The organism is Methylobacterium sp. Leaf94 (assembly GCF_001426045.1).
In the GTDB taxonomy this organism is placed as follows: Bacteria; Pseudomonadota; Alphaproteobacteria; order Rhizobiales; family Beijerinckiaceae; genus Methylobacterium.
In genome coordinates, this window is the sequence record NZ_LMRM01000001.1 from 259,680 (window position 1) to 282,956 (window position 23,277).

20 protein-coding genes are annotated in these 23,277 nt (G+C 71.3%); 13 read left to right on the plus strand and 7 right to left on the minus strand.

All coding sequences use genetic code 11. From position 1 onward, the window contains the following. Positions 1-92 precede the first annotated feature (92 nt). The 4 genes from ASG63_RS01215 to sseA form a co-directional block, all read right to left on the minus strand. Complete coding sequence (locus ASG63_RS01215) at positions 93-2,318, minus strand: glycosyltransferase family 2 protein (protein ID WP_056211237.1); 2,226 nt, start codon at positions 2,316-2,318, stop codon at positions 93-95. A gap of 95 nt (positions 2,319-2,413) precedes the next feature. Continuing rightward, entirely contained in the window at positions 2,414-4,219 is a 1,806-nt protein-coding gene (atzF, locus tag ASG63_RS01220; RefSeq protein WP_056211238.1) for an allophanate hydrolase, read from the minus strand. A 266-nt stretch (positions 4,220-4,485) separates the two neighbouring features. Beyond that, positions 4,486-5,340: an urease accessory protein UreD gene (locus ASG63_RS01225; protein WP_082559128.1), complete on the minus strand. Its 855-nt coding sequence runs from the start codon at positions 5,338-5,340 to the stop codon at positions 4,486-4,488. A gap of 9 nt (positions 5,341-5,349) precedes the next feature. Then, the gene (sseA, locus tag ASG63_RS01230; protein WP_056211240.1) at positions 5,350-6,198 is read right to left on the minus strand and encodes a 3-mercaptopyruvate sulfurtransferase; all 849 of its coding nucleotides are present in this window, start codon (positions 6,196-6,198) and stop codon (positions 5,350-5,352) included. A 198-nt stretch (positions 6,199-6,396) separates the two neighbouring features. Between sseA and ASG63_RS24870 the strand changes: the two genes are divergently transcribed. From ASG63_RS24870 to ASG63_RS01255, 5 genes are all read left to right on the plus strand, one after another. Beyond that, positions 6,397-6,678 carry a hypothetical protein gene (locus ASG63_RS24870; RefSeq protein WP_056211242.1) on the plus strand — a complete coding sequence of 94 codons (282 nt, stop codon included), beginning with the start codon at positions 6,397-6,399 and terminating at the stop codon, positions 6,676-6,678. A 103-nt stretch (positions 6,679-6,781) separates the two neighbouring features. Then, positions 6,782-7,069 (plus strand): hypothetical protein, encoded by a 288-nt coding sequence (locus tag ASG63_RS01240; protein ID WP_056211244.1) that lies wholly within the window; start codon positions 6,782-6,784, stop codon positions 7,067-7,069. A 15-nt stretch (positions 7,070-7,084) separates the two neighbouring features. Beyond that, positions 7,085-7,438 carry a hypothetical protein gene (locus tag ASG63_RS01245; RefSeq protein ID WP_056211246.1) on the plus strand — a complete coding sequence of 118 codons (354 nt, stop codon included), beginning with the start codon at positions 7,085-7,087 and terminating at the stop codon, positions 7,436-7,438. Positions 7,439-7,477: 39 nt separating this feature from the next. Continuing rightward, the gene (locus tag ASG63_RS01250; RefSeq protein WP_056211249.1) at positions 7,478-7,867 is read left to right on the plus strand and encodes a tautomerase family protein; all 390 of its coding nucleotides are present in this window, start codon (positions 7,478-7,480) and stop codon (positions 7,865-7,867) included. A gap of 219 nt (positions 7,868-8,086) precedes the next feature. Continuing rightward, positions 8,087-8,860, plus strand: a complete 774-nt coding sequence (locus tag ASG63_RS01255; protein WP_056211461.1) for a prephenate dehydrogenase — start codon at positions 8,087-8,089, stop codon at positions 8,858-8,860. A 16-nt stretch (positions 8,861-8,876) separates the two neighbouring features. On the opposite strand, the gene ASG63_RS01260 is transcribed toward ASG63_RS01255, so the two are convergent. Together ASG63_RS01260 and ASG63_RS01265 are read right to left on the minus strand one after the other, a co-directional pair. Continuing rightward, positions 8,877-10,100 (minus strand): GNAT family N-acetyltransferase, encoded by a 1,224-nt coding sequence (locus ASG63_RS01260; RefSeq protein ID WP_082559129.1) that lies wholly within the window; start codon positions 10,098-10,100, stop codon positions 8,877-8,879. Further along, positions 10,097-11,515: a lipopolysaccharide biosynthesis protein gene (locus ASG63_RS01265; RefSeq protein ID WP_056211251.1), complete on the minus strand. Its 1,419-nt coding sequence runs from the start codon at positions 11,513-11,515 to the stop codon at positions 10,097-10,099. Before ASG63_RS01265 ends, ASG63_RS01260 begins: the two co-directional genes overlap by 4 nt. Positions 11,516-11,916: 401 nt before the next feature. Between ASG63_RS01265 and ASG63_RS01270 the strand changes: the two genes are divergently transcribed. The 5 genes from ASG63_RS01270 (at position 11,917) to ASG63_RS01290 (ending at position 14,974) form a co-directional block, all read left to right on the plus strand. Then, positions 11,917-13,404, plus strand: a complete 1,488-nt coding sequence (locus ASG63_RS01270) for a DEAD/DEAH box helicase (protein ID WP_056211254.1) — start codon at positions 11,917-11,919, stop codon at positions 13,402-13,404. A 145-nt stretch (positions 13,405-13,549) separates the two neighbouring features. Then, positions 13,550-13,735 (plus strand): YegP family protein, encoded by a 186-nt coding sequence (locus ASG63_RS01275; protein WP_056211256.1) that lies wholly within the window; start codon positions 13,550-13,552, stop codon positions 13,733-13,735. A gap of 150 nt (positions 13,736-13,885) precedes the next feature. After that, on the plus strand, positions 13,886-14,182 hold the full coding sequence (locus tag ASG63_RS01280; protein ID WP_056211258.1) for a hypothetical protein: 297 nt from the start codon (positions 13,886-13,888) through the stop codon (positions 14,180-14,182). Between the two features lie 188 nt (positions 14,183-14,370). Further along, complete coding sequence (locus ASG63_RS26740) at positions 14,371-14,499, plus strand: hypothetical protein (RefSeq protein WP_274534706.1); 129 nt, start codon at positions 14,371-14,373, stop codon at positions 14,497-14,499. Between the two features lie 79 nt (positions 14,500-14,578). After that, the gene (locus ASG63_RS01290) at positions 14,579-14,974 is read left to right on the plus strand and encodes an acyl-CoA thioesterase (protein ID WP_056211462.1); all 396 of its coding nucleotides are present in this window, start codon (positions 14,579-14,581) and stop codon (positions 14,972-14,974) included. 31 nt (positions 14,975-15,005) lie between these two features. Here the strand turns inward: ASG63_RS01290 and ASG63_RS01295 are convergent, their stop codons facing one another. Beyond that, a complete protein-coding gene (locus ASG63_RS01295; protein WP_056211262.1) occupies positions 15,006-16,154 on the minus strand; it encodes a zinc-binding metallopeptidase family protein in 1,149 nt (382 codons plus the stop codon). A gap of 407 nt (positions 16,155-16,561) precedes the next feature. Between ASG63_RS01295 and ASG63_RS01300 the strand changes: the two genes are divergently transcribed. The 3 genes from ASG63_RS01300 to ASG63_RS01310 are packed head-to-tail and all read left to right on the plus strand — an operon-like array spanning position 16,562 to position 23,276. Beyond that, entirely contained in the window at positions 16,562-19,846 is a 3,285-nt protein-coding gene (locus tag ASG63_RS01300) for a transglutaminase family protein (protein WP_056211264.1), read from the plus strand. Next, complete coding sequence (locus ASG63_RS01305) at positions 19,843-22,362, plus strand: circularly permuted type 2 ATP-grasp protein (RefSeq protein WP_056211266.1); 2,520 nt, start codon at positions 19,843-19,845, stop codon at positions 22,360-22,362. Before ASG63_RS01300 ends, ASG63_RS01305 begins: the two co-directional genes overlap by 4 nt. Further along, the gene (locus ASG63_RS01310; RefSeq protein ID WP_056211269.1) at positions 22,359-23,276 is read left to right on the plus strand and encodes a transglutaminase family protein; all 918 of its coding nucleotides are present in this window, start codon (positions 22,359-22,361) and stop codon (positions 23,274-23,276) included. Before ASG63_RS01305 ends, ASG63_RS01310 begins: the two co-directional genes overlap by 4 nt. Position 23,277: the final 1 nt, after the last annotated feature.

Sequence of the window (23,277 nt, forward strand, 5' to 3'; positions counted from 1 at the left end):
CCGATCCGTCTCTTCCGGCGGGACGATGATCCTACCTTGGAGCCGTTCGCAATTCGGAGTTTTCCGATCCAGCCTTCGCGAAACGCGAAGGCTCAGAAGCGGGCCGGGTCGAGCTCGAAGGTCGGGGGCAGGGCCTCGAACCATTCGCCGTAATAGGGATCGCGGGGGAGCTTCGCCGCCCAGCGATCGCGAAACCGCTGGTGCTCGGCCGGGTCGACGGTGCGGGCGCGATTGCGGCTCTCATAGTGGTAGAGGCTGGCCTGGGCGCAGTAGACGCTGCGCAGCCCGCGCTCGCGCAGGCGCAGGCACAGGTCGACGTCGTTGTAATTCACGGCGAAGCCCGCATCGAAGCCGCCGATGGCCTCGAAGTCCGCGCGCCGCACCATCACGCAGGCGCCGGTGACCGCAAGGTAGTTCCGGCTGCCGACGGTGGAGAAGAACTGCCCAGGATCGTCGCCGGGATAGCCGCGCCGGACATGATCGGGGGTGGCGTCGACGATCGAGACGCCGGCATGCTGGATCTCGCCGGTCTCGAACAGGAGCTTGGGGCCGACGGCGCCGACGCCGAGGATCTGCAGCTGCGCCAGCATCGCCTCGATCCAGTCGGGCGTGATGACCGCGATATCGTCGTTGAGGAAGATCAGAATGTCGCCGCTCGCCGCCGCGGCGCCGAGGTTCATCTTGGCCGCCACGTTGAAGACCGGCTCCGACCAGGTCACGCGTCGGGCGCCGTGGCGGGCGAGGGCCGCCTCCGTGCCGGATCGCAGGTCCCCGTTGTCCACCACCACGAACTCGATGTCGGGATAGGTGCTGGTCGCGGCGACGCTGTCGAGGCAAGCGGCGAGGAGATCCACCGTGCAGCCGCCGACGGTGCTGTCGCGCCCGGCCGTGGGGATCACGATGGAGACCAAAGGGCGCTCGGTCAGCTTGCGGCGCATCTCGAAACAGCCCTTGAACGCGCTCGAGCGGGCGAAGTCGAGTTCGCCGGTGCGCCGGGCCCGGTCCTCCAGGCCACGGATCGCCGCTGCGATGACGTAGTCCTTGTTGTCCATGGTCTGGGCGGTGGAGCCCGGGATCGCGCGCCAATGGTAGAGCACCTTCGGCACGTGGACGACGTTGCGGACATGCTCGGTGTAACGCAGGGCGAAGTCGTAATCCTGAGCCCCGTTGCATTCGTCGCGAAAGCCGCCGATTTGGCGGACGATGTCCATCCGGTAGAGCGCCAGGTGCGCCGTATACATGCAGGCTTCGAGGGCTTCGGGCGACCAGTCCGGCTTGAAGAACGGCTCGTAGCGGACCCCGTCGATCGAGATCTTGTCCTCGTCCGAGTAGATGAAGTCGACGCTCGCGTCGGCGTTCAGGATACGGACGAACTCGTAGAGCGCGTTGTCGGGAATCGCGTCGTCGTGGTCCATCAGGGTCAGGTATGTGCCGGTCGCCAGGGCCATTGCGTCGTTCGAAGCGGCCGAGATGCGCCCGTTCGTGGTGCGGCGATGGAGCTTGATGCGCGGGTCGGCGGCCGCGAAGGCCTGGAGCAGCGGCCAGATCTGCGGGTCGGGCGAGTTGTCATCGCAGAGGCAGAGTTCCCAGTCCGGATAGGCCTGGGCCTGCACCGAGGCGATGGCGGCTTCCAGCCAGCGCCGGGGAGTGTTGTAGACCGGCATGACGATGGAGATACGGGGGCGAGAGCGGAAGCCCTCGATCTCGGCCCGCATCGCCGCCACGCTGAGGCGGCTTGGCGTCTCCACCGTGTCGATCCAGGCCGTGTAGGAGGCCGGCACCGGGCGGGGCCGGGCGCTCGCCCGGAAGTCGCGCCAGAGTTCCGCGGCGCCCTTCGCGCGCCAGGCGTCGCGGAGGCGGGCGAGGAGGCGGGCCGGCGCGCGCTCCGCCTCGGGCAGCGCCTGCACGCGGCGGCGGGCGGTCTCCGCGGTCGCGCCGAGGGGGCCGAGATGGGTCAGGGAGACGTGGCCCAGGCGAAATCGTCCGGCGCCGCTCATCGGATCGAGGCGCAGGCCCCGGACCCGGCGCGGCAGGTGCACGAGGTTGTCGATGCCGGTCGCATCGGCCTCCAGCGGAATGGTCAGGGTCTCGCGAAACCCCTGGCCGTCATCGACGTAGAGAATCGGGACGAGCTTCGTGCGGTCGAGGGCGGTGAGGTCGGCGCGCAAGCGGACCCAGCCGCCGCGATGGCGCCGGCGTCCCTCCGGCGGCCAGAGGCGGAAATGCGGGTCCGACCCGGTCGCGCGCCACGTGTCGGGCGTCCCCTCCGCCTCGATCTGGCTGACGGCGTCGAGGCGACAGCGTAGGGTGCGCGGCAAACCCGGATCCTCTTCGAGGCGGGCGCAGGGCCTGCCGTGCCCGGGGGTTTAGGGCAAGCCCACCGGCCCTCGCAAGGGCAGCCCCGGACCTCGCCTCAGCCGCGCCCGGCGGCGAGATAGGCACGCCACCCCCCGTGCCGGGTAATCTCCGGCGCCTCCGCGACGGCATGGGCTTCGCAGAGGAAGCCCGAGACGGGTTCGCCATCGGCCAGAGCGATCTTGCCGAGGCCGAGGGGCGCGGGAATCGCGGCGGCGAAACGCCCGAAGGCAGCCGGGTCGAGCGCCCAGACCTCGACCTCGAGCCCGGGGCCCGCGAAGCCGGGCGCGCGCACGAGGCCGGGTTTCGGCGGCACCGTGCCGGGCAGGGCATAGAGCCGGTAGTCGGGCGCCGTCCGGGTCGCGCGCAGGAACGTCGCTCCGAGGTCCTGGAGCTGGTGATTGAGGGCGAGCCCTGTGAGGTGCGCACCGACCACGACCAGGGGGATCTGCCCGGAGGGCGAGGCAGGAACGCGGCCTTCTTCGGGGAGGGAGAGGGCACGCTCGACGCCCATGCCGCCGGCGAGGTCGCGATGCAGGGCATCGGCCCAGGGCGCCAGGGCCTCGTCGCTGAAGCCGGGGCCCACCAGCGTCACGCCCGCCGGCAGGCCGTCCCGGCGGAACCCAGCCGGCACCGCGATGGCGGCCATCCCAAGCAGGTTGACGAAATTGGTGTAGCGGCCGAGATGGCTGTTCCGGACGATGGGCTCCGCCGCCATCTCGGCCACCGTGTAGATCGTTGGCGCGGTCGGCAGCAACAGCACGTCGAGCCCGGCGAGGATCGCATCGGTCCGGCGCTTCAGGGCCTCGAACGCGTACCGACCCCGGAAGGCGTCGACGGCGCTGTAGGTGCGGGCCGAGTCGAGGATGGCGCGCACGCTCGGATCCATCGCGGCGGCATGGTCGGCATGGAAGGCTTCGACCGCCGCGAGCCGCTCGGCGACCCAGGGGCCGTCATACAGGAGGGCTGCGATCTCCCGGAACGGCGCGTAGTCGAACGGCACGGCGACGGCACCGAGGCGCTCCAGCCGGGCGATGGCGTCGTCGTAGAGGGCCGCCGTCTCGGCATCGTCGTAGAACTCGCGCTCGGCCGGGGCGAGCACGCCAAAGCGCAGGCCTGTCGCCGGGAGGGGATGCGGGACCACCGGGCGCGAATACGGGTCGGCCGGGTCGAACCCCTCGGCGATCCGGCGCACGGCGAGGCCGTCCCCGACGGTGCTCGCGAACACCGTGATGCAGTCGAGGCTGCGGCAGGCCGGAACGAGGCCGGTGGTGCTCAGCGCCCCCGGCGTCGGCTTGATGCCGACGAGGTTGTTGAAGGCCGCCGGCACGCGGCCGGAGCCGGCGGTGTCGGTGCCAAGACTGAAGCAGGCGAGCCCGGCCGCCACGGCCACGGCCGAACCGGAACTCGATCCGCCTGAAACGAAGTCGGCGTTGAACACGCTGCGCGGGGCACCGTAGGGCGAGCGCGTGCCGTTGAGGCCGGTGGCGAACTGGTCGAGGTTGGTCTTGCCCGTCACCAGGGCGCCGGCGGCCTTCAACCGCGCCACCACCGCGGCATCGCGCTCGGGCGTGGTGGCGAAGGCCGGGCAGGCGGCGGTGGTGGGCAGGCCCGCCACGTCGATGTTGTCCTTAACGGCGAAGGGCAGGCCCCAGAGCGGCAGGGAATTCGGCTCCGGGTGCGCCTGCATCAGGGCGCGGGCCGCCGCGACGAGGTCGGCGCGCGGCACCGGGGTGATGAAGATGGCCGGGTCGGGCGAGGCCGCCATCCGCTCGGCGACGGTCTCGGCGAGGCCGACGGGGTCGAGGCTGCCGGAGGCGAAGGCCGCGCGCAGGCTCGCAATGTCCAGGATCGTGGGCAGCATGGATTCAGGTCTCCTGGGTCACCGCGACAAGATCACCGAGACAAGGCGGCCGCCGCGCCGGGTCGGGCCGGCGTGGATTCTCCGGCACGGGGTCCGCCGCCGGAGCGCCCCGACGCCCACGGACATTGCCCGGCCTCGTGGCGGACACTGCATCCTTCGTGCCGACCGGGCCGGCCTCGCCGACCGGATTTTCGGGACGGCAACCAGCGCCGGTGCCCGCACGCGTGCACCGGCCTGCCGAGATGGCGGTCGGCCCATCCGAATGCTCAGCTCTGCCAGACGCGGGGGAGGGGCCGTCCCCGATAGGCGGTGAGGAAGCGCTGGGCCACGGCCCGCAGGGCGTCCGGATCGCGGCCGAGAAGGCGGACGACGAGGTGTCCGTTCCAGCCGCTGGCCGCCGCGGCGACGCCGTCCACGCCGGTCGCGTCGAGAAGGGCGCGGGTCTCGTCCAGGCGGCCCTCCGCCACGGGCGAGACGTCGAGGAGCGTCGCCATCGCCCGGGCGCCGTTGCCGATCGCCGTTCGGGCGAGCTGGTCCGAGAGGGCGCCGTCGAGGCGGAGGGTGTCGGCGTAGACGAGGCGTCCGTCGCGGCGGATGCGCCAGGTGTCGGAGAGGTGGCCTCGCGTCATCGGCTCGTTGCGGGCGGTCCGCCCGAAGGTGATGGCCTCGAAGGCGAGGAGGTGGGCACCCGGCGCCAGATCCGCCTCGAAGCGCCGCGCCAGGGCGGCTTGGTCGAACAGAATCGTTTCCTGCGGCAGATGCGCGAGGCGCCCTCCGGCTCCCACCGTCACCACGGTGGCGATCCGGCTCACCGGCCCGTCCGAACGGTAGACCTTCTCGGCCGCCGTGGTGGTCAGGGTGAGGTCGCCCCCCGCACCGACATCGGCGGTGACGCGAAACGTGTCGCCGCAGGCGATGCCGCCGGCGGTGTTGAGGAGCACCGCCTCGCACGGGCCCTTCGGCCGCCGCGGCAGGCGCAGGCGCAAGGGTCCGCCCTCGCCGATGTCGAGGATGCGGGTGTCGTGCCCGTCCGCGCAGGCCACGCGCAGGTGGATGCGGCCCTGCGATCGCTGGCGCTCCGGCGCGGCGCCGCGAACCGCCGGAGGGTCGGAGTTCAGCAAGACGGCGGGTCAGGCCGGGCCGGTGGCGACCGGACGCTCGGGATCCGAGCCCCATTCCGACCAGGAGCCGTCGTAGAGGGCGCGGGGCGGCCGGCCCAGGGTCTCCAGCGCCAGCCCGACGATGGCGGCGGTGACGCCCGACCCGCAGGTGGTAATCACGGGCTTGCCGACATCGACGCCTTTCTCTGCGAAGACCGCGCGCAGGGCTGCCTCCTCCTTCAGGCGACCTTCGCTCTGGAGTGCGGCATAGTGGACGTTGCGGGCGCCCGGCATGTGGCCGGGGCGGACGCCGGGGCGGGGTTCCGCCTCCTCGCCGCGGAAGCGCGCGCCCGAGCGGGCGTCGACCACCTGGGCGCTGCCCGATTCGAGGGCCCGGGCAATGTCCGAGGCATCCGCCACGGCGCCGTGGTCGAGGCGGGCGGTGAAGTGGCGCCGGGCGCGCGGCCGGCCCTCGCCGTCCTCGAGGGGGTAGCCCGCCGCCACCCAGGCCGGGAGGCCGCCCTCCAGGATCTCCACGTCGCGGACCCCGTAGGCCTTCAGCATCCAGCGCACCCGCGGCGCCGAGAACAGGCCCATCCCGTCATAGGCGACGATGTGGGCGCCGTCGCCCACGCCCAGCGCCCGCATGCGGGAGGCAAAGACCTCCGGGCGCGGCAGCATGTGGGGCAGCGACGAGGTCTCGTCGCTCATGGTGTCGATGTCGAAGCGGATCGCGCCGGGGATGTGACCGGCGAGATACTCGGCCCGGGCATCGCGCCCCTGGGCCGGGAGGTACCAGGACCCGTCGAGGATCACGATGTCGGGCGCGCCGAGACGGGCGTGGAGCCAGTCGGCCGTGACGAAGGGCGTCGTCGGCATGGTGTTCTCTGTTCTGTGGGCCGGAACGCGTCCAGCCGGACTCGCCAGGAGGGTTGTCGGGAGTGGCCACCAAACCACATCCGGCCGGCAGTTGCACCCGTCACCGGCCGCTTTGCGATCTGAACCCGTTGTTGCCGCCCCGCGTTGAACCGGCAAGACGCTCCAGATCAATTCCTCATCTCCCGGAAAACAGCCGCCATGCGCACGCCGACCTTCCTCCTCGCCGCCGCCCTCGGCCTCGCCCTCGCGGGCGCCGCACAGGCGCAATCCTCGGTGACTGGCGCCGGCCAGAACGCGATCAACGGTTCCGGAACCGGCATGGGCGGCGGCACCTCCAATGCCCCCGCGACCACCGGGACCGCACCGGGCGCCGGCGCCGTGCGCAACCCGAGCGCCGCCCCGCTGCCGAGCGCCGGGCGTGCCGTCACGCCGGGCACTGCAGCGCCGAGCACCCCGCCCTCCGGGCCCGCGCCCCGCTGAGGCCTCCGCCACCATCCGGACCGAGGGCCGGGCCGCGAGGCCCGGCCTTTTTCGTCGCAGCCGGCCCGGCCATGGTGCCAAGGCACGGCCGCTGCGGTTATGGATGGTCGGGCCGTGCCAGCGTGATGGAGCCGCCGTGAACCCGCGCGAGACCTACCACATCGAAGTCCTCGCCGCGGAGGATGAGGCCGGCGCGCGCGGCGATGATCCCGTGAGCCAGCGCATTTCCGTGCGCACCTACACGGTCGAGGCCGCCAAGGAGCGGGCCCTGATCCTGTTCGCCCGGGCCCGGGCGCCCCAGCGCAGCGGCGCGCCCGCTGAAGCCGTGCGGGTCATCGACGGCGCCGGCACGGAGGTGTTCCGCTGGAGCCGGTTCGACGAACCGGCCTGACGGAGTGGTCCCGCCATGCGCGCCCTCATCCTGCCCGGCCTCGTCCTGCTGTTCGCGGCCCTCTTCGTGCGCAGCTACACGGTGCCCCCGGCCCCCGACCGGCGCGGCGGGACGAGCGTGTCGCTCGCCTGGCCGAACCGGCCGCTCTTCGGCAGCCCGCGGGCCGATTGTCTCGGCCTCCCGGCGGGCGACTCCGTCATCGCCTGCCTGATCGGATCGGTGTCGCGGGCGCGGGCGGACGGCATTCCGCTGATGCAGGTCGGCTTCTGCGGGACGTGTTACACCTTGTCCCAGCGCGCCGCCGCCCTCGGGCGCGACGAGGCCGCCGTGCAGGCGCGCCTCGGCGAGATCGCCCGCTTCGGCTGGTGAGACCACGTTCATGAGGCGCAGGGCCGCCGGGAGACCGCCATGCCCCTCATCCGCATCGACCTGAACCGCACGGCACCGCCGGATCGTGCCCGGACCGTCGGCGACGTGGTCTATGCCGCCCTGCGCGCGGTGGCGAGCGTGCCCGAGAACGACGAGTTCCAGATCGTCACCCGCCACGGGGCCGGGGAGATCGTGGCGCCCGAGGCCGGCTATCTCGGCGTGACCTACACGGACGACCTCGTCATCATCCAGATCACCTGGAATGCCGGGCGCTCCGTCGCGGTCAAGCGCGCCCTGTACCGGCAGATCGCCGACGGTATCGCCGCGCGGACCGGGATCCGCCGTACGGACGTCTTCATCAACCTCGTCGAGGTGGCGAAGGAGAACTGGTCCTTCGGCAACGGCGAGATGCAGTACGCGCCGGCCTGAAGGCCCACCCGCAGGGAGGCGGCGGCGGCATTGACGCGACACCCGGCGTGTCCTTAGACAGGCGCCACGATGACGACCGTCCTTCGCCCCCTCGCGTATCCGGCGCCGCACCCTTAGCGGCGCGGGGCTCGTCATGTCTCAACCGCTGCGTCGTCGGCGGTTGATCTCCATCCAGGACCACACGTCGACGGCCCGGCTTCCACCGAGGTCACGTCCGTGCTGTCCCATTCCCCCGAGAATCCCCGTCCCCGCCTCGGCCTGATCGGCTTCGGTGCCTTCGGCCGCCTCGTGGCGCGCCACCTTGCACCATTCTTCGTCATTCACGCCTACGACCCGGCGATGCCGGCCGAGCCGGTGTCCGATGTGTCCCCAGGCGCCCTGCGCGTTGCAGCGGATTGCCCGGTGGTGATCCTGGCGGCTCCGGTTCCGGCGATCCCCGGTATCGTGGCCGCGATCGGTCCGCATCTCCGCCCGGGCGCCCTCGTCCTCGATGTCGGTTCGGTGAAGGCCGTGGCCGCGACGGCGATGCGAGACGGACTGCCGGGGCACGTCGCCATCGTGGCCACCCATCCGCTGTTCGGGCCGCAGAGCGCCCGCGACGGCCTCCGGGGCCTGAAGATTGCGCTCTGCGAGGTGCGGGGCGGTCAAACCCGGCAGGTCGCCGCCTTCCTGCGCCGGCATCTCGGCCTCGACGTCATCCTGACGACGCCGGAGGCGCATGACCGGGACGCGGCGGTCGTCCAGGGCCTGACCCACCTCATCGCGAAGGTGATGGTGCGGATGGAGCCGCTGCCGACCCGCATGACCACCCGGAGCTTCGACCTCCTGATGCAGGCGGTGGCGATGGTGCGCCACGATGCGCCGGAGGTCTTCGACGCCATCGAGCGGGCCAACCCCTATGCCGGCGCGGTCCGCCGGAGCTTCGTCGCCGAGGCGGCCCGGCTCGCCCACGACCTGTCGGACGCGCCGGAGCCGGCGATCCGGGCGGCCTGAGGCAGGTGGAGCACCTTCAGGCCTCGGGATCGGGGCCCCGGGCCGCGGCAGCGCCGGAGAGGCGGTCCCGCAGGCGGTCGCGCCAGGCCTTCAGGCGGAGATTGGCCCCGGCCCGCCAGCCCTCCAGGCGGACGGCGAGGGGAAACAACCGGTCGCCGCCCGGTGCCTCGACCAGGATGTGGGCGAGGGCCAGCCGCTCGCTCCAGAAGGTCTCGGGGAGGGGATAGTCCGGCGGGGCGCAGGAATCCGCCGTGCTCAGCGTCGAATCGGCCAGGATGGCCTGGGTCAGGCGGTGGAAGGCCAGGGCACCGGGCGAGTGCCGGGCGACGGCGGGATCGTAGGAGATCTTCAGGCTCCAGAGCCGGCCGCGCGTCGTGAAGCTGACCACGGCGGCCAGGGTGCGGCCGTCCCGGCGCAGGCGGTCGATCCGGACCGCCCCGCGGGCGCCGAGGCGGGCAACGAAGGCGCGCATCATCCGGGTCTGGACCGCGTCGCCCGCGATGGCGGTGCCGCGCGCGCCCTTCCAGCCGGCGCCTTCCAGGGCGATGTAGTCGTCGATGGCCGCCGACAGCGCGGCCGGATCGCGGATCGTCTCGAACGCCACCGGGCCGTCCGCGTTTAGGCGGTCCCAGGCCTGGCGCAGCTTGCGCTGCTTGCGGGACGAGAGGTGCCCAAGATAGGCGGCGCGCGCCCCGGCGTCCCGGCCGGTCAGGTCGAGGAAGGCGCGCTCGTGCGCCCAGAAGCGGGCGTGGCGAAGGCGGTTGCGCCCGAGCCGGTCCGCAAGCAGGTCCGCGAAAGGGCCGGAGGTCGGGACATGGGTCAGCATCAGGCGCGGGCCGATAAGGCTGCGCAGGCCGAAGAGCAATCCGTCGAGGGCGCGACCCGGGTCGGCGCCGTCGAGGAGCGGGGCGCCGAAGATGCCGAAATCATGCATCCAGCCCATCGCGAGGAGCAGCGGCAGCCCCCAGCGCCAGCGCTTCACCCGCAGGGGCCAGACCGCGACGAGCCGCAGGCCGGGCTCCTCCGGGGCGCGGTCGCCAACCAGGGCGACCTGCACCCCGCTGCCGAAGGCGCCGGCGGCGGGCAGGGCGTAGTCGGGATCGTAGAACAGGTTGTCGACGAGTGGCCGGCGGCCGAGGTCGTGCCAGGCCGCGATCCAGGGCGCGTCGGCCGCCAGGGCGCGCAGGGCGACCACGAGGCCGTCGGGGGTCGCGACCTGGCGCTGGGCGGAGCGGCTCATGAGGCGGCGCGACCGAAGCGGCGCGCCGCGAGGTCGGCGACGCCCAGGATGTTGAACGCCCACGCGGTCCCGGCCGAGACGGCGGCGAGGCAGGCGAGGCGCAGGCCGAGGGCGAGACCCGGATCCAGGGGGAGGCGGCCGAGCCCGGCAATCGCGGCGGCGCAGGCCAGGGCCAGGCCGCAGATCGCCGCGAGGTCGCGCAGGGGCACCGGCATGCGGAAGCGCTCGCGGGAGCCGAGGATGAAGACGAGGCAGGCCAGCGCCTGCCCCGTCGCCATGGCGATGGCCGCCCCCTCGACGCCGTAGCGCGGGATGAGCAGGGCCGAAAGGCCACCGATCGCCACGAGCAGCGTCAGCGATGCGACCGCATCGAGCTGGCTCTTCTGGGTGAAGTAAATGACCTGCCCGAAATAATACGACCGGAACATCTGCAGGATGCTGGCCGCCACCAGGAGGGGCGCCACCCGCAGGGCGGTCTCGCGGTAATCGGGGCCGAGCAGGAGGGTGACGAGGAGGCCGTCGAAGGCCAGGAAGAACACCGCGCCGAAGGCGGCGATCAGGGTGAGGAGGCGGATGGCATCCTCCAGCACCGGACCGGCCGCGGCGATGCCGCCGTCGCGGGCATCTCGCTTGGCGATCGAGATCAGCGCGAGGGCCACGCTGTCGCCGAAGACGACGAAGCTCTGGCGCAGGAAGTCGGCGAAGGCGCCGTAGGCCCCGAGCTCCGAGACGCCGATGCTGGCCCCGATCACGAGGCGGTCGGCAGTCTGCGCCAGGGCGGCGGCCCCGAACGAGAGCACCAGGGGCCAGCCATAGGCGAGGAGGCGCCGCGCCTCCGCCCAGCTCCCGCCGCCCCGCAGCAGGCCGCGGATGACATAGAACGTGGGCAGGGCCGCGACGATGTTGGCGCCGGCGGTGGCCAGCAGCAGCGGGATCGCGCCGCCACCGAGGAGGAGGGCGCTGCTGCCGAGGGCCAGGACCAGCACGGCGCGCAGCACCACAGACGCGGCGACCGCACCGACCTCCAGCCGCGTCCGCGCGATCTCGGCGGCCCCCTCGAAGGCCATCATGCCGAAGACGGCGGCGAAGATCGCGAGCGCGGCGTGCGGCTCGAGCAGTCCGAGCCCGGCGGCGCACGCCGCGATCAGGGCGGCGAGCGCCGCCATCGCGCCGAGGAGTCGGACTACGGTGCCCACCTGCAAGATCGCACGCTCCTCGGCGTAGAGGGCGAAGAACGAGAATTTCGGCCACTGGCAGGTGGCGCTGTACAGCACCAGCGCCCAGGACAGGATAAGCAGGTAGAGTCCGAACACGTCCGTGGGCGCGAGCCGGGTGAATACCGCGAGGGCGCCCATGTTCAGGGCTGCGGCGACACCCCGCGAGCCGACATAGGTGAGGGTATGGCGCGCGATCATCCGACCCCGTGAAGTGCCGGGCGGTCCGGCTGGTGGGACGAGGTAACACGCCAGTGTTGCTGCCGCGTCAATCCGTTCGTCCGCCATTCGCCCTCGACGTTGGCGATGAACGCGAACGGCCTGTGTCGTCGTCAACGTGGCCATTGACTTCGCACCCGCGAAGGATCATATCGCAGGTGCAGCGTCAGCGGCCGTCATGGTTCCGCTTGAGAGGGCTGCGTGACGGATTGCCGGATCGCTTCTGCGGGCCCCGCGCGACCTGAGCCCCTCTCTTCAACGTGCATGCACCCGGACTGCCCCGGCACGCGGGCGGCTCCAGCTCAACGGACCGACCACCTTTTTCGACGATTTCCCTCGCCACGAGGGCGTCCGGCACGGTCCCGCTGCCTGAAAGTGACTCCTTGACCCAATTCACCGATTTCGGCCTCGCCCAGCCCGTGCTGCGCGCCCTGGAAGAGGCCGGCTACAAGAGCCCGACCCCGATCCAGGCCCAGGCCATCGCCCCCGCCATGCAGGGCCGCGACCTCTGCGGCATCGCCCAGACGGGCACCGGCAAGACGGCGGCCTTCGCGCTGCCGATCCTGCACCGCCTCGCCGAGACCCCGCGCAAGGCGATCCGTCGCGGCTGCCGCGTGCTGGTGCTCTCGCCCACCCGCGAGCTCGCCAACCAGATCGCGGAGAACTTCTCCGATTACGGAAAATACCTCTCGTTCACCAACACCGTGGTGTTCGGCGGCGTCACCATCTCCCGTCAGGAGAAGGCGCTGGCCAACGGCGTCGACATCCTGGTCGCGACCCCCGGTCGCCTGATGGACCTCATCGAGCGTCGCTCGCTGACCCTCGAGGCCGTCGAGATCCTCGTCCTCGACGAGGCCGACCAGATGCTGGACCTCGGCTTCATCCACGCCCTCAAGCGCATCGTGAAGATGCTGCCGAAGGAGCGCCAGAGCCTCTTCTTCTCGGCGACCATGCCGAAGAACATCGCCAGCCTCGCCGACCAGTACCTGCGCGATCCGGTCCAGGTGGCGGTGACTCCGGTCGCCACCACCGCCGAGCGCGTCACCCAGGAGGTCATCTTCGCCCATACCGGGGCGAAGCAGGCCCTGCTGAACCACATCCTGCGCGATCCGGCGATCGAGCGCGTCCTCGTCTTCACCCGGACCAAGCACGGCGCCGACCGCGTCGTCCGCGGCCTGGAGAAGGTCGGGATCAACGCCTCGGCGATTCACGGCAACAAGTCGCAGCCGCAGCGCGAGCGGGCGCTGGCCGCCTTCAAGGACGGTTCCTGCCGGGTGCTCGTCGCCACCGACATCGCCGCCCGCGGCATCGACGTCGAGGCGGTGAGCCACGTCATCAACTACGACCTCCCGAACGTGCCGGAGAGCTACGTCCACCGTATCGGCCGCACCGCGCGCGCCGGGGCGAACGGGCTCGCGATCTCGTTCTGCAACGACGAGGAGAAGGCCTACCTGCGGGACATCGAGCGCACCACGCGCCAGAAGATCCCCGTCGGCGCCTTCCCCGAGGGCTTCACCCCGCCGTCTCGCCAGGAGGCGGCGGACAACGCCCAGGCCGAGGAGCGCCGTCCGGCGCCGAACGGCCAGCGTCCCGGCCAGCGCCAGGGCCAGCGCCCGAGCAGCCGCCCGGGCGGCCGTCCCGGCCAGGGCCGTGGCTTCGAGGGGCGCGGCGGTGAGAACCGCGGTGGCTCCGGACGCCCGAGCCGTTCCGACGGTGCGGCCCGTCCGCAGGACGGCCGCGGCGATCGCCGGCCGGCCGCTCAGGGCGAGCCCCGCGCCGAGCCGCGTGGCGAACGCCCCCGGGCCCCGCGCCCGCAGGGCGGCGGCGAGGGTCGCGCCATCGGCTGGCTGGATCGCGGCCCGCGTTCCTGATCCGTTACACCCGACGCATTCGAGCGCCGTCCCGGTTTCCGGGGCGGCGTTTTCGCGTCCGATGCCCCGGGCATTGCCGTGCCGTTTCGCGGGGCCACATCAAACAGGCCGGGTACCGAGCCCGGCGTCTTCGGAGGCATGAGCGATGCGGTTTGAACTCTACCGGGATTCCGCCGGCGGATGGCGCTGGCGCCTGCGGTCGCAGAACGGAAACGTCGTCGCAGATTCGGCGGAGGCCTATCTGCGTCGTGAGGATTGCGAGCACGGTATCGGCCTCGTGAAGGGCAGTGCCGATGCACCGACGGTGGACATGACCCTGAAGATCGCGTGACGAACCGCACGCAGGGCTTCGTTGACCATCACGGCAACGCTTGCCGAGCCGTGGGAAACGCTTTCGCACCTCGTGCGTTTGCTGCATCCGGGCCTCGCGACGAGGGATGCCGGTGTGTCGAGACTCGACAGAATTCAGGGAGTTGAGAACGTGCTGAGGAAACTCGTGCTGGCCGCGCTGCTGGCCCTAGGCTTCGCCGCCACCGCGCCACAGGGCGCTTCGGCCGCCCCCGTCGGTCCTGCCCTCGCCCTCCAGAGCGAGGCTGCGCCGGCCGCTGTGCAGACGGTTCAGTATTACGGCTATCGCCGCCGCTTCTATGGCCCGCGTCGCTTCTACGGCCCGCGCCCCTTCTACGGCCGTCGCTACTACGGCCCGCGCCGCTTCTACGGCCCGCGTCGTTTCTATGGTCCGCGTCGCTTCTACGGCCCGCGCCGCTTCTACTACTAAGGAACCGGCTGCGTCCCGACACGGACGCAAAGCCTTCGCGGCCCGGCCTTCGTTACGACGAGGGCCGGGCCGTCCTCGTTTTCAGCAGTAAACTTCAGGCCGATGGCTGTGACCCACCGGCGGGATGCGATAAGTTGCTGCCTTGGAAGACGGCCGTCATCGAAACGGCTCGCTTCGGAGGTTACGCCATGAACGTCCTTGCGGCCCGCCGCGCCGAGGTGCGCGCACTCTGGAAATTGGTTCCTCTCGAACTCGTTCTCTCCGCCTTCGCGATCATCCTGGCCGGTGCCCTGAAATATGCCGACGTGATGCCCTGAAGGCGGTCGCGATGCCTCGGCAAAGGGCCCGGCATCGGCCTACATTGCTGGCGGTCGAAGGTGAGACGTGAGCGGGATCATGACGGAGACGGACGAGGCGCGGCGCCCCAGCGGGGACCTGACGGTGCGCACCATCGCAATGCCAGCCGACACGAACGCCAACGGCGACATCTTCGGCGGCTGGGTCATGTCGCAGATGGACCAGGCCGGCGGGATCGCCGCCGTGGAGCGCTCGCAGGGACGGGCGGTCACGGTCGCGGTGAATGCGATGACGTTCATCCGGCCCGTGCGGGTCGGCGATGTCCTCTGCGTCTACACCCGGATCGATCGGGTGGGGCGCAGCTCCATGAAGATCGAGGTCGAGGCCTGGGCGCGGCGCTTCCGCACCCAGTTTCGGGAGCAGGTCACCGAGGCGACCTTCACCTTCGTGGCCATCGACGACGAGGGCCGGCCGCGCGCCATCGAACCGACCTGACCGCCCGGGGGGTCCGATCGGGGCCGGGCACTCAGGCGTTGGGGGCCGCCACCTTCTGGCGCAGGCCCGTGATGACCGCCTTGAGGACATCCGCGTCGGCATCGGAGCTGCCCATGCAGCGGACCGATTCGATCCGTTCGTGCACGAAGGACAGCTTGGCGATCACCGCCGGGGTCAGCTTGAACGGGAACAGGGCCGGCTGGCCCATGCTGCGGCTGAGCGAATTCACCGCGTAGGTGAGGGGCAGCCACGCCTCCACGATCCGGCTGAAATCCGTCATCCGGTAGGGGTCGAAGTCGATCACCACCGGCTCGGACGAGCCGTGGCGCAGGCGCGGACGCACATGCATCTCGAAGGTGCTGGCGGTCTCCAGCGTGTCGACGATGTGGAGGTATTGAGCCCAGGTCTCGGCAAAGTCCTCCCACGGATGCGCCGTGGCGTAAGCGCTGACGTAGCTCTCCTCCCAGTCCGGCGGTGCTCCGTGGGCGTAGTGGCGCTGCAGGGCGCCGGAATAGTTCAGCCGCTCGTCCCCGAACAGGGACCGGAAGGTCCACAGGCTCTGGTCGAAGCGCACCAGCACGTTCCAGAAGTAATGTCCGATCTCGTGGCGGAAATGCCCGAGCAGCGTGCGGTAATACTCGCCGAACAGCATCCGCCGCCGCTCGCGCTCGACGTCGTCGGCCTCGGCGATGTTGAGGGTGATGAGACCGCTGCGATGCCCGGTGAGGACGGGTGGCCCGATCTGATAGCTTTCCGACGGATCGACCAGGAAATCGAAGGCGAGACCCGTGGTGGGGTTCTCGTCGCGGGTCATCAGCGGCAGGTCGAGGCGCAGCAGCGAATAGAACAGCCGGTGTTTGGCCGCCTCGATCTGGCGCCAGCGGGTCAGGTTCCAGGCGATGGAGAGATCGGGCACCACGTGGTTGTGGCGGCAGGTGACGCAGTAGCGGTTGGGAGAATCGTCCGGGACCAGCCAGTTGCAGGCGTCGTGATCCGCGTTGGCGCAGAACCGGTACTTGCGGCCCGGATTCGCGTAGGCGTGCCAGAGGCCGTTCACCGGCTCCACCGCCGACATCTCGTGGACGTCGCAGACATAACCCAGCCGACGCTCGCAGCTCTCGCAATGGGTGCTCTCGAAGCTGATCGGCTGGTGGCAAGCCTGGCACTGGAAGATCTTCATGGAGCCGTCGGGGGACGCCTTTCCTGTCTGTCCGCGGAGCGTCGCATGCCGCCCGCGAGGGAACCCTCTTAGCCTATCCGCACGCGATACGGTGGCAAAGCATGGGAGGGGACCGAAGTTCCGGCCCAGGGGCTCGGCCGGCATGGCCGAATCGCGGGAGCACGAAACTTGCAGGCCGTCACGGGCCGTACCCGTCCTGGCCATCCCCCGGCGCGAGGATGGGGCGGTCGTCGTGCGGGCGGCCTTCCGGGTCCCCGCGCGCAAGGGCATCGCTTGCGGGTCTCCGTTGGCGTATGTCTCTGGTGAAGCTTTCTTCGGAGCACCGCAGGGTGGTGCCCCGTCCCTCCGCCGCCGGCGCGTGCCGATCCGCCCGCCCGGCGCCCTGTCCAGTCACAGCGGGAGCCCCCGTGTCGATCAAAGCCGCCCTGCACCACGTCACCCACTACACCTACGATCGGCCGATCACGCTGGGCCCCCAGGTGATCCGCCTGCGCCCGGCGCCGCATACGCGGACCGCCGTTCCGGCCTACTCGCTCAAGGTTCTGCCGGAGAACCACTTCATCAACTGGCAGCAGGACCCGAACGGCAACTGGCTCGCCCGGCTGGTCTTTCCGGAGAAGACCACCGAGCTGAAGATCGAGGTCGACCTCACCGCCGACATGTCGGTAATCAACCCATTCGACTTCTTCGTCGAAGACTATGCCCAGACCCGCGGCTTCACCTACGCGGACGACCTCACGGCCGAGCTGAAGCCCTACCTCGTCCTCGACGACGCCATGGCGCCGGAGGTGGATGCCTTCCTGGAGCGCCTCCCGGCCGAGCAGAACACGGTCCTGTTCCTCGTGGCCCTGAACGCCCAGGTGGCGCAGGAGATCACCTACGGCGTCCGCATGGAGCCCGGCGTCCAGACCGCCGCCGAGACCCTGACGCTGAAGAGCGGCTCCTGCCGCGACTCGGCCTGGCTGATGGTGCAGATCCTGCGTCGCCTCGGCATGGCGGCCCGCTTCGTGTCGGGCTACCTGATCCAGCTCATCCCCGACACCACCGCCGTCGACGGGCCGGCCGGCACCACCACCGACTTCACGGATCTGCACGCCTGGGCCGAGGTCTACCTGCCGGGCGCCGGCTGGATCGGGCTCGACGCCACCTCCGGCCTCCTCTGCGGCGAGGGCCACATCCCGCTGGCGGCGACCCCACACCACGCCTCCGCAGCGCCGATCTCCGGCCTCGCCGAACCGGCGGGCGTCGAGTTCGGCTTCGAGATGACGGTGACCCGCGTGGCGGAGGCGCCGCGCATCACCAAGCCGTTCTCCGAGGAGGTCTGGGCCGCGATGGACGCCCTCGGCGACCGCATCGACGCCGACCTCGCCGAGCAGGACGTCCGCCTGACCATGGGCGGGGAGCCGACCTTCGTCTCCATCGACGACTTCGAGTCGCCCGAGTGGAACGCCGCCGCCGTCGGTCCGACCAAGCGCGGCCTCGCCGACAAGCTGATCCGTCGCCTGCGCGATCGCTTCGCCCCCGGCGGCATGCTGCATTACGGCCAGGGCAAGTGGTATCCGGGCGAGAGCCTACCGCGCTGGGCCTTCGCCCTGTACTGGCGCCGGGACGGTGTGCCGGTCTGGAAGGATGCCGGCCTGATCGCCCCCGAGGACGGCCCCCGCGACGCCGACATCCACAAGGCCAAGGCCCTGATCGACGGAGTCGCCAAGCGCCTCGGCCTCGGGGCCTACGTGTTCCCGGCCTTCGAGGATCCGGTCTACTGGTCCGACAAGCGCGACGAGTTGCCCCCCAACGTCACGACGGCGGAGCCGCACTACCCGAACCCGGAGACCAATGCCCGCATGGCGCGGGTCTTCGCGCGCGGTCTCGGCGAGGCCGCGGGCTATGCCCTCCCGCTGGCGAGCCTGCCCACCGGCAAGGCGAGCGATTCCGACCGGCTCTGGATCTCGGAGCCGTGGGACTTTCGCCGGGGCCACGCCTTCCTGACGCCGGGCGACTCGCCCGTGGGCTACCGCCTGCCCCTGTCCTCGCTGCCCTTCGTGCCGCCGGAGCACTATCCCTATTACCAGCCGCAGGACACGCTGGAAGCCCGCGCCCCGCTCCCCGAGGGCCATCCCGGCCCCGAGACCGTCAACGGCTCCGGCGTCACCGGCGTCGCGGTCCGCACCGCCTTCGCGGTGGAGCCGCGCGACGGCATCCTGCACGTCTTCATGCCGCCCCTGCAGCGGGTCGACGAGTACCTGGAGCTCCTGGGCCATCTCGAGGCGACGGCCGCTGCGCTGAAGCAGCCGCTCCACATCGAAGGCTACGAGCCCCCCTTCGACCCGCGCCTCAACGTCATCAAAGTCACGCCCGATCCCGGCGTGATCGAGGTCAACGTGCATCCCGCCGCGGCCTGGCGCGACGCCGTGCGGATCACCACCGACCTCTACGAGGATGCCCGGCAGATCCGCCTCGGCGCGCAGAAGTTCATGACCGACGGCCGACACACCGGCACCGGCGGCGGAAACCACGTGGTGCTCGGCGGCGCGACACCGGACGACTCGCCGTTCCTGCGCCGGCCCGACCTCCTGAAGAGCCTGGTGCTGTACTGGCAGCGCCACCCGGCGATGTCCTACCTGTTCTCGGGCCTCTACATCGGTCCGACGAGCCAGGCGCCGCGCATGGACGAGGCGCGCCACGATGGGCTCTACGAGCTCGAGATCGCCATGGCGCAGGTGCCGAAGCCCGACGAGCCCAACATCCCGCGCTGGCTCGTGGATCGCATCTTCCGCAACATCCTCGTGGACGTGACCGGCAACACTCACCGGTCCGAGATCTGCATCGACAAGCTCTACTCGCCGGACGGCCCCACGGGGCGCCTCGGGCTCCTCGAATTCCGCTCGTTCGAGATGCCGCCGGACCCGCGCATGAGCCTGGCGCAGCAGCTCCTGCTGCGGGCGATCGTCGCCTGGCTCTGGCGCGAGCCGCAGGAAGGCGGCTGTGTCCGCTGGGGCACGGGCCTGCACGATCGCTTCATGCTGCCCCACTTCCTGTGGGCCGATTTCCTCGGCGTGCTGGAAGACCTCCGGGCGGCCGGCTACGACTTCGACCCGGCGGCCTTCGTGGCGCAGCGCGAGTTCCGCTTTCCGGTCTTCGGAACGGTGGAGCAGGGCGGCGTGAAGCTGGAGCTCCGCCAGGCTCTCGAACCCTGGCACGTGCTGGGCGAGGAGGGCGCGATCGGGGGAACCGTGCGCTACGTGGACTCGTCGGTGGAGCGTCTGCAGGTGAAGGTCGAGGGCTACGTGCCCGGCCGGCACGTCATCGCCTGCAACGGCCGGCGCCTGCCGATGACCGGCACCGGGACCGCCGGCGAGGCGGTGGCCGGCCTGCGCTTCAAGGCGTGGCAGCCCGCCTCCTCGATGCACCCCACGATTCCCGCGCACTCGCCGCTCACCCTCGACATCCTCGACGCCTGGAGCGGCCGGTCGCTGGGCGGCTGCCGGTACCATGTCAGCCATCCGGGCGGACGCAACTACGAGACCTTCCCGGTGAACACCTACGAGGCGGAGGGGCGTCGCCTCGCGCGCTTCCAGGCCCACGGCCACACCCCCGGCAAGATCGCGATGCCGCCCGAAGAGACCAATCGCGAGTTTCCGATGACGCTCGACCTGCGCACCCCCGCACCCCCGGGCTTCACCCTCCCATGAGCGCAGCGGCCGCGGCGGAGATACAGGGACGGGCCGAGCGCCTCGCGCGCTGGACCTCCGCATACCGGCCACATCGGGACGTCCCCGACGAGCTGATGGATCACGAGGGCCGTCCCAAGGGGGCCTGGCCGCGATTCCTCGATCAGCTCGGCGGTATGGACGAGGTCGAGATCGGCGCCCGCTTCATCTCGGCGGTCCGGCGCATCCGCGACACCGGGATCTCCTATCGGATCTACGGCGACAAGCGCGAGCATGCCTGGCCGCTGGGCTCGCTGCCGCTCGTCCTCGAACAGGCGGACTGGGAGACGCTGAGCGCCGGCATCGTCGAGCGCGCCGCGCTGATGGAGACGATCCTCGCCGACCTCTACGGCCCGGAGCGCCTCGTGGCCGAGGGCCTGCTGCCGGCCGCAGTGGTGGCGGGCAGCCCGGAATTCATGCGTCCCCTGGTCGGCGTCACGCCGCCGGGCGGCCGCTTCCTCAAGCTCTACGCCGCCGACGTGACGCGCGGGCCCGACAGGCGCTGGCGGGTGCTCGCCGACCGGACGCAATCGCCCTCCGGGCCCGGCTACGCCCTTGAGAACCGGCTCGTCCTCACCCGCGCCTTCCCGGACCTTCATGCCGACCTGCAGGTCGAGCGCCTGGCCGCCTTCTTCCAGGCCTTTCGCGATGGCCTCGCGGTGGGTGCGCAGCGCAGCGACCCGCGCATCTGCCTCCTGACCTCAGGGGTTTTCAGCTCGACCTATGTCGAGCAGGCCGCGCTCGCCCGCTATCTCGGCCTGCTCCTGGTGGAGGGCGACGACCTCGTGATGCAGGACGGAGCCCTGCACATCCGCACCGTCTCCGGCCTGAAGCGAGCGGACGTGCTCTGGCGGCGCATCGACTCCGACTACCTCGACCCCCTGGAGCTCAACCCGGCCTCGCGCCTCGGCGTCCCGGGCATCGTGGAAGCCCTGCGCAACGGCAACCTCGTCGTCGGCAACATGCCGGGTTCGGGCATCCTCGAATCCGGTGCGCTCGCCGCCTACCTGCCCGGCATCGCACGGCATCTCCTCGGGCGGGACCTGACACTCGCCGGGCCGAAGACCTGGTGGTGCGGCGATCCGCGGGCGCTGGCCGAGATCCGCGACCGGCTCGACAGCTTGAGCCTGCGTCCGGTGGCGACGCCTCCGAAGGGAGCCGTGCGCGACGCGATCCTGGCCCCGCATGCCCTCGATGCCGAACGCGACCGCCTGCGCGCGGCCCTGCGCGACCGGCCCTTCGACTACGTCGCCCAGGAGACGATGCCGCTCGCCACCATGCCGGCCTGGGACCCGAGCGGCGGCTCCCTGCGCCTGGTGCCGCGGCCCTTCGTGCTGCGGGTCTTCGCGGCGGCGACGCCCGAGGGCTGGCGCGTGATGCCGGGCGGCTTCTGCCGCATCTCGGAGCGGCCCGATGTCGAGCCTCTTGAGATGCGCGCCGGCATCAAGTCGGCCGATGTCTGGATCCTGTCGCGCGATCCCGTGGAGCCGGTCACCCTGATTCAGACCGGGCCGGCGCGGGTGCGCCGGATCGCCGGGCACCTGCCTTCGCGGGCGGCCGACAACCTGTTCTGGTTCGGGCGCTACGTCGAGCGGGCCGAGGCGGTGATCCGCCTCGTCCTCGCGCATCTCGGCAGCGTCGGTTCCGCCGTGATCGCCGACATGGCGGGCGACGCGAAGGCGCCCACCGCGCTGCGCATTCGTGCACTCCTCGACGAGTGGGGGGCCATCGAGGCCCCCGACCTGCCCACCGCGGCCCTGGCCCAGCAGGCCCTCGGCGGCCACGACGCCCACGGCTCCGCCCTGCGCCACAGCCTGTCCGCGCGGATCAACGCCGCGACCCTGCGCGAGCGTCTCTCCGGCGAAGCCTGGCGGGCGCTGGCGGACCTGAAGGAGGTCCTGGAGATCGAGGCCGGGCAGGCGTTGCCGGAAGCGCAGCTCCTGGGCCTCGCCGAACGCGCCCTCAGCCACATCGCGGCCCTGTCGGGTCTCGCCCAGGAGAACATGAACCGCACCACCGGTTGGCACTTCGTCGATCTCGGTCGCCGGATCGAGCGCGCCATCAACACCTTGAGCTTCGCCACCCGCTTCGCCGGCGACGGCGCCAGCGCCGAGGACCTCGGCGTGATGCTGTCCCTGTGCGATTCGCATGTCTCGTTCGGTGCCCGCTACCTGCAGGGGGTGGCCCTCGATCCGGTGCGCGACATGGTGCTCCTCGATCCGTTCAATCCGCGCTCGGTCGCCTTCCAGCTCGAGGCGATCACCCGGCATCTCGGCCAGCTTCCGGTTCTGCGGGCCGACGGGTTGCCCGAGCCGCACCAGCGCATCGCCGCCAAGCTCTTGGCCGAGTTCGCCACCGGCGAGGCGGCGGAGTTCGACGGCGCCGCCCTGATGCGCCTGGAGAACGAGGTCGAGGGCCTCGCCGACGCCGTGGCCACCCGCTACTTCCCCAACGGGCCGCATGCCCTGCGCCCGGAAAAGCTCGTGGGGCTCGCGTGATCTATACGCTGCGCCACCTCACCACATACCGGTACGCCCGCCCCGTGCGCTTCGCCCGCTGCACCCTGCGCCTGCGCCCGCGCGACGGGGAGGGGCAGACCGTGCTGGAGAGCGGCCTCACGATAACGCCCGATCCGCGGACCCGCATCGTCCGGCGCGACTATTTCGGTCTCGATGCCACCGCGGTCACGATCGACACGCCCCACACCGAACTGCGGGTGGAGGCCCTATCACGGGTTCGGGTCGAGCGCGATCCGCCGCCGCCGGCGGAATCCGGCCGCCCCTGGGAGCAGGTGCGCGACGAGGCGGTGAATGGGCGCGGCCTCGGCCCGGACCGGCCGGTGCACTTCCAATTCCCGAGCCTGCGCGTGCCGCTGGTGCCGGAGGTGACGGATTATGCCCGGGCGAGCTTTCCCCCGGGCCGGAGCGCCTATGGCGGCGCCTTCGACCTGATGCAGCGGATCCGGGCGGACTTCACCTTCGACGCGAAGGCCACCACCGTGCACACGCCCCTCGCCGAGGCCTTCGCCCTCCGGGCAGGCGTCTGCCAGGACTTCACCCACATCATGATCGCGGCCCTGCGCGGCCTCGGCCTGCCGGCCGCCTATGTCAGCGGCTACCTCCGGACGATCCCGCCCGCCGGTCGTCCGCGCCTGCGCGGCGCCGATGCGAGCCATGCCTGGGTCTCGGTCTGGTGCGGGGACGGCTGGATCGGCCTCGACCCCACCAACGGCATCGGCATGTGCGACGATCACATCGTCGTGGCCCGTGGACGCGACTACACCGACGTGTCCCCCATCGACGGCATCGTTTCCGCCTCGGGCCCGCAGAAGCTCAAGGTCGAGGTGGACGTGGTGCCGGACGGTGAGCCGATGCCCGAGCATGCGGCTCCGCTCCAGGCCACCCCGGCCTGAC

What these genes read in the sequence shown, in the direction of transcription:
- ASG63_RS01260 (WP_082559129.1), bottom strand. Translation starts at nt 10,100, where the DNA reads ATGAGCCGCTCCGCCCAGCGCCAGGTCGCGACCCCCGACGGCCTCGTG.
- ASG63_RS24870 (WP_056211242.1), top strand. Translation starts at nt 6,397, where the DNA reads ATGCGCACGCCGACCTTCCTCCTCGCCGCCGCCCTCGGCCTCGCCCTC.
- ASG63_RS01265 (WP_056211251.1), bottom strand. Translation starts at nt 11,515, where the DNA reads ATGATCGCGCGCCATACCCTCACCTATGTCGGCTCGCGGGGTGTCGCC.
- ASG63_RS01250 (WP_056211249.1), top strand. Translation starts at nt 7,478, where the DNA reads ATGCCCCTCATCCGCATCGACCTGAACCGCACGGCACCGCCGGATCGT.
- ASG63_RS01240 (WP_056211244.1), top strand. Translation starts at nt 6,782, where the DNA reads ATGGTCGGGCCGTGCCAGCGTGATGGAGCCGCCGTGAACCCGCGCGAG.
- ASG63_RS26740 (WP_274534706.1), top strand. Translation starts at nt 14,371, where the DNA reads ATGAACGTCCTTGCGGCCCGCCGCGCCGAGGTGCGCGCACTCTGGAAA.
- ASG63_RS01245 (WP_056211246.1), top strand. Translation starts at nt 7,085, where the DNA reads ATGCGCGCCCTCATCCTGCCCGGCCTCGTCCTGCTGTTCGCGGCCCTC.
- sseA (WP_056211240.1), bottom strand. Translation starts at nt 6,198, where the DNA reads ATGCCGACGACGCCCTTCGTCACGGCCGACTGGCTCCACGCCCGTCTC.
- ASG63_RS01290 (WP_056211462.1), top strand. Translation starts at nt 14,579, where the DNA reads ATGACGGAGACGGACGAGGCGCGGCGCCCCAGCGGGGACCTGACGGTG.
- ASG63_RS01275 (WP_056211256.1), top strand. Translation starts at nt 13,550, where the DNA reads ATGCGGTTTGAACTCTACCGGGATTCCGCCGGCGGATGGCGCTGGCGC.
- atzF (WP_056211238.1), bottom strand. Translation starts at nt 4,219, where the DNA reads ATGCTGCCCACGATCCTGGACATTGCGAGCCTGCGCGCGGCCTTCGCC.
- ASG63_RS01295 (WP_056211262.1), bottom strand. Translation starts at nt 16,154, where the DNA reads ATGAAGATCTTCCAGTGCCAGGCTTGCCACCAGCCGATCAGCTTCGAG.
- ASG63_RS01305 (WP_056211266.1), top strand. Translation starts at nt 19,843, where the DNA reads ATGAGCGCAGCGGCCGCGGCGGAGATACAGGGACGGGCCGAGCGCCTC.